Source organism: Janthinobacterium sp. RA13 (assembly GCF_000745325.1).
Classification (GTDB): Bacteria; Pseudomonadota; Gammaproteobacteria; order Burkholderiales; family Burkholderiaceae_D; genus Janthinobacterium; species Janthinobacterium rivuli.
Map to the genome: position 1 here is coordinate 94,034 of NZ_JQNP01000001.1, position 13,353 is coordinate 107,386.

The 13,353-nt window shown below is 67.3% G+C and carries 6 protein-coding genes; 1 reads left to right on the plus strand and 5 read right to left on the minus strand.

Going from position 1 to position 13,353, the window contains the following annotated elements; all coding sequences use genetic code 11:
* Nucleotides 1–27: 27 nt before the first annotated feature.
* The 4 genes from FG13_RS30330 to FG13_RS00440 all read right to left on the minus strand — a co-directional run bounded on the left by FG13_RS30330 (nt 28) and on the right by FG13_RS00440 (nt 10,101).
* Complete coding sequence (locus tag FG13_RS30330; protein WP_051958261.1) at nt 28–7,095, minus strand: hypothetical protein; 7,068 nt, start codon at nt 7,093–7,095, stop codon at nt 28–30.
* 758 nt (nt 7,096–7,853) lie between these two features.
* The gene (locus tag FG13_RS00430; RefSeq protein ID WP_035817410.1) at nt 7,854–8,855 is read right to left on the minus strand and encodes a hypothetical protein; all 1,002 of its coding nucleotides are present in this window, start codon (nt 8,853–8,855) and stop codon (nt 7,854–7,856) included.
* Nucleotides 8,852–9,724 (minus strand): ABC transporter ATP-binding protein, encoded by an 873-nt coding sequence (locus tag FG13_RS00435; protein ID WP_035817414.1) that lies wholly within the window; start codon nt 9,722–9,724, stop codon nt 8,852–8,854. The genes FG13_RS00430 and FG13_RS00435 overlap by 4 nt, the downstream gene beginning before the upstream one ends.
* On the minus strand, nt 9,721–10,101 hold the full coding sequence (locus FG13_RS00440; protein WP_034784016.1) for a GntR family transcriptional regulator: 381 nt from the start codon (nt 10,099–10,101) through the stop codon (nt 9,721–9,723). Before FG13_RS00440 ends, FG13_RS00435 begins: the two co-directional genes overlap by 4 nt.
* Before the next feature lie 225 nt (nt 10,102–10,326).
* On the opposite strand from FG13_RS00440, the gene FG13_RS00445 reads away from it, so the two are divergent.
* Nucleotides 10,327–12,603 (plus strand): hypothetical protein, encoded by a 2,277-nt coding sequence (locus tag FG13_RS00445; RefSeq protein ID WP_035817419.1) that lies wholly within the window; start codon nt 10,327–10,329, stop codon nt 12,601–12,603.
* Here FG13_RS00445 and FG13_RS00450 read toward each other — a convergent pair.
* Complete coding sequence (locus FG13_RS00450) at nt 12,600–13,349, minus strand: DUF72 domain-containing protein (protein WP_035817422.1); 750 nt, start codon at nt 13,347–13,349, stop codon at nt 12,600–12,602. The two genes, FG13_RS00445 and FG13_RS00450, sit on opposite strands and share 4 nt — an antisense overlap.
* Nucleotides 13,350–13,353 lie beyond the last annotated feature (4 nt).

The following is a 13,353-nucleotide window of genomic DNA, read 5'->3' on the forward strand; positions in this document are numbered from 1 at the left end:
CGCGGCGCCTGGCGTGGGTGCCCGGCTTCAGACGACGAAGTTGGCCGCCGTCAGTTGCGTGATGTTCACCCCGCTCAGCAGCACCAGCGCCGTGTCGATGGCGTTGGCGTTGCTCAGGTCACTCGAGTGATACACCGTCACGGCGCCGCTGTTTTGCGCATCGGCGATGACGATGTAGCCCTGGCCCGACAAGACGCTGCTGTCGGCCGCGATAGCGCTGGCCGCCGCGCCGATCGACACGGACGTGCCGTCGAAGATGAACAGGTTGTCGTTGCCAAAGTCCGTGCTCAGGTTGACGCCCACGGCCACGGCAGCCGTCAGGTCGGCGATGGCCGACATGTCGATCACGTCGCCGCCGGCGGCCGGCAGACCGGTGCTGAAGTCGGCTACCGTCAGCGGGTTGTGCAGGGCATTCTGGCTCAGCACGAACAGCTGGCTCGCGTCCGTCAGGTCCGCTTGCGCCTGCGCCGCCGCCGCCGCGGCGGCATCGGCATTCGCCGCCACCGTCAGCGAGCTGGCGTCCGTCAGGTCTGCCTGCGCCTGCGCCTGCACGGCGGCGGCGGCCGCCGCATCGGCTGCCAGGTGCAGGGCATTGGCGTCCGTCAGGGCGGCCGTCTGCGCCGCCGCCAGCGCCGCTGCCGCCGCCGCATCGGCAGCCTGGGTGAGTGCCACGGCATCGGTCTGGTCGGCCAGCGCCTGCGCGGCGGCGGCAGCGGCGGCGTCCGCATTCGACACCACGGCCAGGGCGCTGGCGTCGGTCTGCGCGGCGAGGGCGTTCGCTTGTGCCAGGACCACGTCGGCAGCCTGCGCGTCGGCATTGGCCTGGGCCGCTGCCGCGTCGTCCGCCTGCGCGGCATTCGCATTGGCGTGCGCTTGCGCCGCCGCAGCGGCCGCGCTGGCGGCGGCCGCATCGTCGGCTTGCGCCGCTTGCAGGGCCAGCAGGGAGGCGGCGGCCTGCGCCTGCGCCAGCGGCGCGGCCGCATCGGCCGCATGGGCCGCCGCTGCCGCTGCGATCGCAGTATTGGCATTGACCGTGGCGGCTGCCGCCGCCGCATCGTCGGCCTGTGCCTGCTGCGTGTCGGCCAGCGAGGAGGCTGCCTGGGCGGCTGCGGCCGCGGCAGCGTCGTCGTCGTTCTGCGCTGCCGTGGCGGCAGCCAGTGCGCTCGCTGCCGCGGTTGCCGTACTGACGGCCAGGGCATCGGCGGCGATGGCGGCCGTATGCGCGGCGGCGGCGGCGGCGGCATTGGCCGCTGCCTGGTTGGCGGCCGTGTCGTCGGCCTGCGCCGCCTGTGCGGCGAGCAGCGATGCCGCCGCTGCGGCGGCGCTGGCGGTGGCGGCGGCATCGGCCGCTGCCGCTGCGGTGGCAGCCGCTTGCGCCAGCGCTGCGGTGGCGGCGGCATCCGCGGCGGCCTGGTCGTCGGCGACGGCGGCGTTGTGCGCCGCCTGGGCGTTGGCGGCGTTGGCCGCTGCCAGTGCGGCTGCCGCGTCGTCGGCCTGCGCCGCCTGCGTGGCTGCCAGGGTGATGGCGGCGGCAACGGCCGCTGCCGCTGCCGCGACATCGGCGTCGTGCGCGTTTTGCGCCGCCAGCTGGGCGGCTGCGGCTGCGGCCGCGGTGGCGGCGACGTTGGCGTCGGCGGCGATGGCGGCGTCCAGCGCCAGTTGCGCATTGGCGGCGGCCGTGGCGGCCGCTGCCGCCGTGGCGTCGTCGGCCTGGGCATTGAGCGTGTTGGCCATCGAGGTGGCCGCTTGCGCCGCTGCCGCTGCCGCGGCGGCATCGGCGTTTTGCGCGGCGACGGCCGCCGCATGCGCGGCAACCGCATTGGCGGCAGCGGTGGCGGCCGCCGTGTCGTCGGCCTGGGCTGCCGCCAGCGCCGCATGGGCGGCAGCCGCATTGGCATTGGCCTGGGCCGCGTCATCGGCCGCACCTTGGGCGGCGAGCAGGAGGTTCAGTTTCAGCGTCTTGTCATTGTCGGCATCCGTGGCGTTGACATCGGCCGTCACGGCGGCGGTCAGGTTGGCGATGGCCGCGTTGAGTGCGGCATGGGCGTTCAGGGCTGCCGTATCGGCCAGTTGCGCCGCCAGGGTGGCGGCCGCCGAGAGCGCGGCCGTGTGCGCGGCATCGTCGGCGGCATCGTCGGCGGCCAGGGCCAGGCTGGCGGCCTTCAATGCGTTGTTGGCCGCCGTGGCGAGCAAGGCCAGGTCGGTATCGGCCAGCAAGGCCGCATTGGCAAGGAGCTGTGCCGCTGCGGCGGCCGCCGCCGTGCTTGCCGCCGTGGCGTCGTCGGCCGCGGCGGCATTGGCGGCCGCGAGCGAGGCGCTGGCCGTCAATATCGCCGCGTTGAGTGCCGTCGTGGCGTTATTCAGTGCCGTTTGCGCGTTGGCCGCCGCCGTGGCTGCCGCCGCGGCGAGGCTGTCGTCGTTCAGGGCCTGGTTCAATGCGGCCAGCGCGCTCGCTGCCGCTGCCGCGGTCGTGCCGACGGCGAGATCGGCGGCCTGTGCGGCCTGGGTGGCTGCCAGCGAGATGGACGCCGTGAGGGCGGCGGTGGCAGCGGCGATATCGTCCGCCTGCGCATGCTGCGTGGCGGCGGCCGAGATGGCTGCCACGGCGGCGGCGGCCGCGGCGGCCGTGTCGGCGGTGGCGGCGGCAACCGCGGCGGCCGTGGCATTGGTGGAGTTCAGCACAGCCGCAGCGGCTGCCGCGTCGTCGGCCAGGGCTGCATTCAGGGACGCGAGCGCGTTGGCGGCGATGGTGGCGGCGCTGGCGGCGGCATTGTCGGCCAGTTGCGCCGCTTGCGCGGCCGCTTGCGAGACGTTGGCGACAGTGGCGGCTGTCGCAGCGGCCAGATCGTCGGCGACGGCGGCAGCGGTGGCCGCACTCGCCGTGATGGCGGCAGCGGCCGTGGCGGCCGCATTCGCATCCGCTTGCAGGGCCGCATTCAGGGCGGCCAGGGCATTGGCGGCCGTCGCGGCTGTCGCGGCGGCGGCGGCATCGGCCGCTTGCGCAGCCTGGGCCGCTGCCAGCGAGGTGGCAGCCACGCCGGCGGCGGTGGCGGCGAGCGTGTCGTCGAGCGCCGCTGCTGTGGCCGCAGCTTGCGAGGTCAGGGCCAGGGTGGCAGCGGCGGTGGCGGCACTGTCGGCCGCCAGCGCATTGTTCAGGGCGGTCAGGGATGCCGCCGCCGTGGCTGCTGTCGAGGCGGCAGCCGCGTCATCGGCCTGCGCCGATTGCGCGGCGGCGAGCGACAAGGATGCCGTGGTGGCGGCGAGGGTGGCCGCCAGCGCTGCCGCCACATCGAAAGGATGGGCCTGCGAATAAGCGGCCAGGGAAGCGGCATTCGCGGCATCGTTGTTGGCGACGGTGGTCATGGCGGCGGCATCCGTCAAGGCGGCCTTGGTGGCCGCCACGGTGGCGGCCGTGACGTTGAGCGTGTGGGCCGTCCCCAGCAGGACGGCGTCGGTGAGGCCGGCGACGGCGGCGGCGGCCGTGGAGGCGGTGGCATTGACTGTCGCTGCCAGGCCCAGGGCGACGGCGTCCGTCAGGTTGGCCGTCGTTTGCGCCGCGGTGGCGGCGGCCGCATCGACGGTCGCTACCAGGCCCAGGGCGACGGCATCGGTCAGGGCGGCCGTGGCCGCTGCCGTGTTGGCGGCGGCCGTGGCGGCTGTCGAGACGGTGCCCAGCGCCACGGCGTCGGTCAGGCCGGCAACGGCGGCAGCGGTGCTGGCGGCCGTGTTGGCGGCCGTCGACACGAGGCCCAGCGCCACGGCGTCGGTCAGGTTGGCCGTCGTTTGCAGGGCGGCAGCGGCAGCCGCGTCGGCCGTGGCGACCAGGCCCAGGGCCGTGGCGTCGGTCAGCGCGGCGGTGGCGGCAGCCGTATTGGCGGCCGTGGTGGCAGCGGTCGAGAGCGTGCCCAGGGCCACCGCATCGGTCAGGTTGGCAACATTCGTCGCCGTATTGGCGGCGGCTGCGGCGGCCGTGGCGAGCAGGCCCAGTGCGGCGGCATCCGTCAGGTTGGCCGTTGTCTGCAGGGTGGCGGCCACGGTGGCATCGGCGGTCGAGATCAGGCCCAGCGCCGTGGCGTCCGTCAGCGCCGCCAGGCTGGCTGCCGAGGAGGCGACCAGCGCATCGGCATTCGAGATGAGGCTCAGCGCGGTGGCATCGGTCTGGCCAGCCGTCGTCAAGGCCAGGCCCGCGGCCGCGTCGGCGGCCGTCGAGACGAGGCCCAGGGCCACGGCGTCGGTCAGGTTGGCCGTGTTTTGCGCAGCCGTGGCTGCCGCTTGTGCCAAGGTATTGGCAGCGCTCAGCGTGTTGACGGCGGTCTGGGCGGCAAGTTCAGCGGCGGCGTCGGTGGTGGAAACGAGGCCCAGCGCGCCGGCATCGGTCAATGCGGCAGTGGCGGCTGCGGCAGTGGCGGTGGCCTGCGCCGCGGCAGCCGCGCTGACGGCCGAGATGTCGACCCCGCCCAGCCCGGCGGCTATTTCCGCCGCCGAGACGGCAGATGCCGCCGTGGCGATGAGTGCATCGGCATCGGTCGCGGCGGCGATGGCTTGCAGGCCGGTGGCCGTCAGCGCATCGGCGGTGGAGATGCCGGCAAGAATGGTGGCATCGAACAGGGCGGCAGTGATATCGGCGTTATCGGCGCCGAGCTGCAAGCTATTGACGGTGGCCGTCAGGTCGAGCACGCTGGTTTGGCCAGCCGTGACGTTGGCGGCCAGGGCGGCGAGGTTGGCGAGATTGAAGGCATTGAGCGCGACATTGACGTCCAGCAGGCTGGCTTGCGCATTCGCCGCATCGGCATCGGCATCGGCCTGGTCGGCCGCTTGCTGCAGGGCGACGACATCGGTCTGGTCAGCCACTGTTTGCGCATTCGCGGCATCGCTGGCGGCGGCTGCGTCGGCAGCGGCCAGGGCGGCCGCATCCGTCTGGTTGGCCGTCGTTTGCGCCGTCAGCGCGGCGGCGGCATCGGCGTCGGAAATCACTTGCAGGGCGGCCGCGTCCGTCAATGCCGCTTGCGTGGCGGCGCTGGCGGCTGTGCTGGCGGCTGCATCGGCCGTGATTTGCAGGGCGGCCGCGTCGCTCAGGCTGGCCGTGACGACGGCATTCGCCGCCACCGTGGCGGCAAGGGCAGCGGCCGCGTCGAGCGCGGCGGCATCGCTACTGGCGGCCAGGGCGGCGGCGGCCGCCGTGGCGGCATCGGCATCGGAAATCAGGGCCAGCGCGGCCGCATCCGTCAGGCCGGCCTGGAGTTGCGCGGCGTCCGATGCCAGGGTGGCGGCATCGGCGATCAGGCCCAGGGTGGGCGCGTCCGTCATGTTCGCTTGTGTCTGGGCATTGGCGGCGTTTGTCGCGGCGGCATTGGCTGCCGCTTGCAGGGCGACGGCGTCGGTGGCGTTGGCGATGGTGGCGTCCTGGGCGGCAACGCCGGCGGCGGCATCGGCTGCCATGCTCAAGGTGACGGCGTCGGTCAGCCCCGCTTGGGTGGCGGCGGCGGTGGCTGCGTTCGCGGCGGCGGTGGCGGCGATGCCCAGTGCCGTGGCGTCGCTGGCATTGGCCGCTGTCGCCGCATCGGCGGCGGCCGTGGCGGCGGCGCTGGCGGCGGCGGCCAGGGCGGCGGCATCGGTCACATCGGCCAGTTCGGTCGCGGCGGCAGACGCGGCGGCATCCGCATCCGAGATGAGGGCCAGGGCGTCGGCATCGGTAAAGCTGGCCTGGATGCCTGCGGCGACGGCGGCGTTGGCGGCGGCCGTTGCCGCCAGGTCCAGCGCGGCGGCGTCCGTGGCATTGGCCAGCGCCGTGGCGGCGGCAGCGGCGGCGGCATCGTTGGCCGCGATGACGCCAAGGGCTGCCGCATCGGTCAGCGCTGCCTGGGTGTTGGCCGCGGCGGCGACCACGTCGGCGGCATCGGCGACGGCTTGCAGCGCCGGGGCGTTGGTCTGGTCCGCTTGCGTTTGCGCCGCATCGGCAGCGGCGTGCGCGGCGGCGGCGTTGGCGGCGGCCGTGGCGGCGGCCGCATCGGCATTTTGGGCCGAGGTGGTGGCGGCAAGGGATATGGCGGCGGTGGCGGCAGCGGCGGCGGCCGCGCTGTCGTCATCCGTGGCGGCGCCAGCGGCCGCTTGCGCGCCGGGGACGACGGCCGCCGTGCTGGCCGCCAGCGTGTCGTCGCTGGTGGCGGTATTGGCGGCGAGCAAAGCTGCCGCCGCCGCAGCGGCGGCCTGCGCCGCCAGTTGGTCGGCCAGGATGGCGGCATTCGCCGCTGCCAGCGAAGCTGCTGCCGTGGCCGCTGCCGCGGCGGCGGCGGCGTCATCGGCCAAAGCATTGCTGGCGGCGGCGACAGCCGCGGCGGCGGCCAGTATGGCTGCGTCGGTGACGACGGTGGTGGTGGATTGATTGCCGGTGCCACCGCCGGTCGAGCCGCCCGTGCCACCGGTACCGCCTGTACCTCCTGTCCCCGTGCCACCGCCGGTGCCGCCAGTGCCCGTACCGCCGCCAGTGCCGCCGGTGCCCGTGCCACCGCCGGTGCCACCACCGGTACCGCCCGTGCCACCGGTGCCGGAGCCGCCGGCCGCAGCGCCACCGCCTCCGCCACCGCCTGCCGCGGCGGCAACCAGGCCAAGGCCGCCGAGCGCGCCCAGCACGCCAAGTCCGCCCAGCCCGCCTGTAGCGCCGGCACCTGCACCCGCGCCAGCCGAAGCCCCGGCGACATCGACCACACTGCCGCTGGGGATGCCGGCCGCCCCGGCGCCGGCGCCAGCGGCGCCACCGTTGTTGTCGCTTTGCGGCGTGCCGGAATCGGCGCCGCCGTTGCCCGCCTGACCGGCCGCCGCACCACTGCCGCCGGCTGCCAGGGCGGCTGCCGCAGCCAGCGCCGCGGCCGTGCCCAGGGCGGCGGCATTGCCGCTCTCGGCGCTTCCCGTGACTTCCACGACATTTTCAGGCGGCATGGTCGCGCTGGCATCGGCCCCTTTGATCAGTTCGTCTTCGTCATACTGCTTGCGCTCGCCGTCTTTTGGATTGACGGCTTTTTTTGCCGGCGTCGTGATCCTGGCGACTGCGCCTTCGGCATTGACGGGAACTTGGGCTGGATTTTGGGTGGTGGCCATTTGGAAGTCTCCGGAAAAGGTTATGTACTCGTTCAATTTTCTAAAATAATAAAAAATCAATAATCTGATTCGATTCCTTGCTTGCTCCGGCGAGGCTTGGGCCGTGGTCGAACTTGGGTGTTACCGATGTCGATAATGGCAAGTAAAACATAACTGGCAAAAAAACGCTGGCACAACAGAACATTTATTCAGAAACTATAAAAATGCCATTTTTATAGTTGTTTCATATGGCGTCATCTTTTTGTATTTTGTTTCTATTGCAACTGGATTGCCGGCTGACATTCACTCGCGGAATGCGGTATTTACAGGCGATACCTATCTGCTTCCACTCTGATGATAGTTTCAATTTTGAAACTTTCAATTTCATTTTGATCATTTTTCATGACTCTATTCTGTCAAGCTTTGCTTTCCCAAAACATCACGAATTGTCACGAAATGGAGCTTTCCGGCTGAATTCGCCAACATGCGCCAGTGTTTCTGCGTCTTTTATTCAAAAAACATATCGCTATCGAATTGCTAGTTGTTGCTTTTTTGTGTGGTGATTATCAAATGTGATTGGGAATAAAATACGATAGAAATAATTATTTGTAATTATCATATCGATTTATTGCTATCGATCGGATAGCCGGTATTGAATGAAGAGGATTTTTCATAATAACTATCAGTAAAGTAGTTATTGTTTCATTGACTTGAATGGGGCGGAAAATGCAAAACGCCCCGACGGGCGGGGCGTTTTTAGGGGAAGAGACAGTGCGCTGTCAGCCTTCTTCGCGCCAGCGGCGCAGGCGGATGGCGGCGTAAATCAGCGCCGCACCTGCCGCCGCGCCCAGCCAGACGGCAGGCAAGGCCAGGCTGGACCAGGAATTGCTGAACACATCGATGCGTGTCATGTGCGAACTCCCTTCCGCCAGGGCGTGCATGCGCGGCAGCAGTTCCGGCTCGAACAGATACCAGCTGCCGGGGAGGGTGCCCAGCAGGGCGCGTCCGATGACATTCATCTGTATCCACTCGACGCCGCTTTCCGTCTGCGTCAGCTTGCCTGCCCAGACTGTCAGGATGAGCAGCAGCAGCGGCACGCCGACGGCCCACAGGAAGACTTTCGACCTGGCCCAGCTCGACACCATCAGCAGCCAGCCGACGGTCGGCAAGGCCCACAGGCAATACACGGGCAGCAAGCCGAACACGCGCAGCGGTCCCAGGTACAGGCCCGGGGTGGCCAGCAGTTCGGCAAACACGTGGATGCCGTTGGCCGCCAGCACGCCGCTGAGGATCAGGATCAGGGCCAGCGACGTCAGGCTGGCGGCGGCGGTCACGATCAGCGGCGCGACCAGCAGGGCGACGGCCGCTTTCGACAGCACCGTCTGCGCATCCGAGATGGGCAGCGACTTCCAGAACAGCACGCTGCGGTCGCGGCGGTCGTCGTGCAGGGCGCTCAGGCAATAGAAAAACACGAGGAAACCCAGCGCCAGGAACAGCGGCGCGGCCGCGTACGTATAGTTGTTGGCGACGGCGTCGATGATTTCCGTGCGGCGCGGACCGAAGGAGCGCGTATTGAAGACGGTACTCCAGGAAATTTCCTCGCCGTTGACGATGAGTGCCGTGCGCATCTTGGTCTTGGCGATGGTGCCTATCGCCATCAGGGAGCCCAGCACCGTCATGACGACGCCGATCAGGGCCGGCGTCCACACCAGCATGCCCTTGTGTTCCCACAACTCGCGCCGGAGCAGCCATTGCATCTTGTTTACAGGGGAAATACTCATTGGTACGATCCTTTCATGGTCGCGACAAACAGGTCAGCCAGGCTGGGCGTGCGTACTTCGCCGAGGGCCGCCAGCTGGGTGCGGGCGACCCCATCGAACAGCATCACCGACTTGCCGAACACGCTGCGTTCGCTGATCGGCTGCAGGGCGCGCGCCGGATTGACGTGCTGCGGACCCACCATCACCTCGATGTAGCGCTCGCCTACTTCTTCCATGCTCGACGCGAGCACGATCTGGCCGTCGCGAATGAACATCAGGTCGCTGAGGATGTGTTCCACTTCCTCGATCTGGTGCGTGGTGATGACGATGGTCTTGTTTTCATCGAAATAGTCTTCCAGCAAGTTCTGGTAGAACTGCTTGCGGTAAAGAATGTCCAGGCCCAGGGTCGGCTCGTCGAGCACCAGCAGTTTGGCGTCGATCGCCATCACCAGTGCCAGGTGCAACTGCACCACCATGCCTTTCGACATGGCCTTGACCTTCATCTTCGGCGACAGCTTGGTGTGGGCCAGGTAGCGTTCGGCCTTGCTGCGGTCGAAACGTGGATGCACGCCGGCAACGAAATCGATGGCGTCGGCCACGCGCAGCCAGCCCGGCAAAATCGCCACGTCGGCGATGAAGCAGACGTCTTCCATCAGCGCGTCGCGCTGCACGCGGGGATCGCGCCCCAGCACCGACAAGTCGCCCTCGAAGCCCGTCAGGCCCAGGATGGCTTTCAGGGTGGTGGTCTTGCCGGAACCATTAGGCCCGATCAAGCCGACGATGCGCCCCGGCGCGATATCGAAGCTGATGCCATTGATGGCCACCTGCTTGCCATACTGCTTGCGCAGGCCGCGCGCGCTGATGACGCTGTCCTTGTTCAATGCATTCATGCGTTCTCTCCGTGTGCGCCGGCGTCGCGGCTCGCTTGCAGCAGTTGATCGAGGTCGAGGCCCAGGCGCGTGATGTGTTCCAGCAAGGCTGGCCATTCTTCGCGCAGGAAGCGTTCGCGTTCACTGGCCAGCAATTTGTCGCGGGCGCCTTCCAGTACATACATGCCGAGTCCTCTGCGTTTTTCCACCAGGGCATCGTCGACCAGTTCCTGGTAGGCGCGCGAGACCGTGATGGGATTCAATTGATAATCGGCCGCCACCTGGCGCACCGAAGGCAAGGCGTCGCCGGATTGCAGCACGCCATCGAGCATCATGCCCACCACTCTGGCCTTGAGCTGGCGGTAGATGGGGCTATTGTCATTCCATTCCGCGCTCATGGGATGCGCTCCGACAAGGGCGGGGCGGTGCGGCGCATGAAAAATGCTGTAGGCATCGAAGCTCCGTGATGTATTGAGTTGGTGTTGTAGTTAACTATAACAGTGAAAATCAAAATGTCAACATATTCATGTTTTTCTATCCACAAGGAAACTATAATATTGCGTGTTTGAAAATCTTACTTGATAACTTTTGGCGTGCATGTCGCCGCAACCATGAAAGCAGAAATGATAAATTGCTTTGGGGAAGTACAAAAACTGTTCAGGCGTGCCGGTGGCGGCGTCGTCCTGTTGGCGCTGCTGAGCGCCTGTGGCGGAGGTTCCGGTGGCGGCACGTCCACGCCGCCACCGACACCCGTGGCGCCGGTCGAGACGTCGCGCTATTTGCTGGGCGGCACGGTCAGCGGCCTGCTGCCTGGCGCCAGTGTCGTGCTGGCGAACGGCACGGATAAAGTGACCGTCACGGCCAACGGCCCCTTCAGCTTTGCCGGCAAGCTGGCGGCGGGCGCCAGTTATGAAGGCAAGGTTGACAGCGCTTCCGCAGGCCTCGCTTGCAGCATCGCGCAAGGCGCGGCCACCATGGGCAGCGCGGACGTCAGCAGCCTTGCCGTGCGTTGCCTGCCGACTCTGCTGGCCGGCGTGCAGGAGCGGATCCAGCGTGTCGATGGCATGGCGCAGGATGGCGCGGGCAATTATTACTTCGCCGATGCTTCCACGCAGGTGATTCACAAGCTGGCCCCTGACGGCAGCCTGAGTATCTATGCCGGTATGCCAGGCAAGGCTGGCGCCGTTGATGGGCCTGCCGCCAGCGCGACTTTTTACATGGGGGGCCGTGCACCGCTGGTGATCGACGGCAAGGGGAACCTGTATGTGGCCGACACCTGCAATGGTCAGATAAGGAAAATTACGCCGGCTGGCGTGGTCAGTACACTGGCCGGCAAGCGCCGTGCCAATTGCAGTGCGACACCGGCAGAGCCGGATGGCGTGCCTGTGCATGCCGATGGGCCGGGGACGCAAGCCCGGTTTGGCGTGATCGCCAGCATGGTCATGGATCCGAACGGTGACTTGCTGCTCGTCGACGATGGACAGCTCCAGGTTCGCCGTGTGACGCCAGCTGGCGTAGTCAGTTCCTACATTGTCATGTTGGCCGAGCCGAATGGCCTGCCGCGCGCAGGACGAGTGGGCCAGATGGCAGTCGATGCCAACGGTGTCATTTACTTGAGCAACACTAACGGCAGCAAGATATATCGCCTTGATAATAATGGCGTGGCCTCCCTGGTTGCCGGAAATGCGATGACGACCGGCTATGACGGCAAGGGCGTCAATGCCAGCTTCAGGGGCGTGCGCGGCATGGTGTTTGAGCGTAGCGGCAATTTGTTACTGGCCGACCGCGATGCCATCCGCCGCATGACGCCCGCTGGCGAGGTGACGACGGTGGTGGGGCGCTTGGTGCCTGACGCGGGAGGAAAATATCTCGACTGGAAAAGCCTGACCCAGATATCGATCGGGGATGCAGGCAACATGCTGGTCTTCGATGCCAGCCTGCTGCGCTTGAGCAGGGTGGATGCCGGCAACGGGATCGCGACTATTCCTCTCATGCTGAGCAGTATGGGGCCGGCGGACGGCGTGGGCGCCGCCGCCCGCGTGGGCAATGTCAGGGCCTCGGACATGTGCAGCGACCCAGCCGGGAATGTCTATCTGCTCGATGCGGCCAGCAAAGTGCTGCGCCGGCTGGCGCCGAACGGCAAGCTGGATGTCTATGCGGGGATTGCCGGCCGCGCCGGCATCGACGATGGGGCGCGGCTCAGCGCGACCATGGCCGGCCCCGTGGCGATCGCTTGTGGTGCGGATGGCGCCGTGTATGTGGCGGACAAGGCGCTGAATTCCCCTTCCTTTAATTTGCGCAAGATCAATGCTGACGGGATCATGTCCACCGTCGAGCCATTGCCGGCAGGCGGTTTTGGCCTTCAGCAGTATATTCTGGCGGTGGACAAGGATGGCTATGTCACCTGGACGGAGGCTTTGAGCGGGGGGATTTATCGGCGCCCGCCTGGTGGCGTATTTTCCTTGTTTGTGTCCTTTGAAACGCTCACGCGCTCCTTCGGCGATAGCGATCTCGGCTTGCAAGATGTTTTGCCTTACAGCATGGTGTTTAACAGCAAAGGTGATTTGTATTTTGATGACTTTTATCATCAGGTGATTTTCAAGGCGGATCGTTCCGGCACCGTGACGGTGTTTGCCGGCACCTTGTACTCGACTAAAAATGCCGATGGTGGGCCTGGCGTGGGCAGCCTGTCCTTTGCCGGCATGCCCAGTCTGGCCGTCGACAAGGCCGACAACCTGTACCTGAGCGGCCAGGATGGCGTACGCAAGATCGATACGGCCGGGGTCATTTCCTCACCGCAACTGGCATGGGGCAATCCCATCGTGGAGGTTCTGGCTTTTGGCAACGGTACCTTGTATGGCTATACCGCCCGCGCCATCGTCCAGATGCCGGTGCCTTAAATGGAACGATGCGCAGGCGCGGCTAATGAGTCCGACAGCCGCGCCTGCAAGTCCAGCGCATTGAACAGGGCGGCCCCGGCCGCCGTATTGTCGAAGATGCACCAGCTGTCCGGGTGCATCTGAGTTCGCAATTCGACGGCCAGCGTCGCCAGGTACTCGGCAGGGTAGTCCGAGTAGTATATTCTCGGGCTGCCGTGCAGGCGCAGGTAGGCCACGCTGGTCGTCGGCACGTGCGGCCCCGGCTGCCCGGCTGGCGGATCGGCGCGCACGCGGGTGATGCGCTGCATCCTCAATAGCTCGGTGGCGCCTGCCTCGAACCAGCTGGGGTGGCGCGCCTCGCACGCGAGCATGCCGTCGAAGCGTTGCCGTAGCGCAGTCAGGAAGTCAAAGGCCACGTCCGCTTCGAATCGCAGGCTGGGCGGCATCTGCACCAGCACGCAGCCCAGTTTATTCCCCAGTTGCATCACTTCTCCCGCAAAACGATCGAGTTCGGCTGCACAGTCGCGCAAGCGCCGTTCGTGCGTGATGCTGCGCGGCAATTTCACGCTGAAGCGGAAGTGGTCGGGTACGCTGGCGGCCCAGCGCGCATAGGTGGCGCTCTGGTGCGAACGGTAGAAGGAACTGTTGATTTCCACGCAGCTGAGCACCTGGGCATAGCGCTGCAGATGGCTGCCATCGAGGGGGAAGTGGCTGGCGGCGGCGCTGGAAATACTCCAGCCGGCCGTGCCGATGTAAACAGGGTGCATGGCG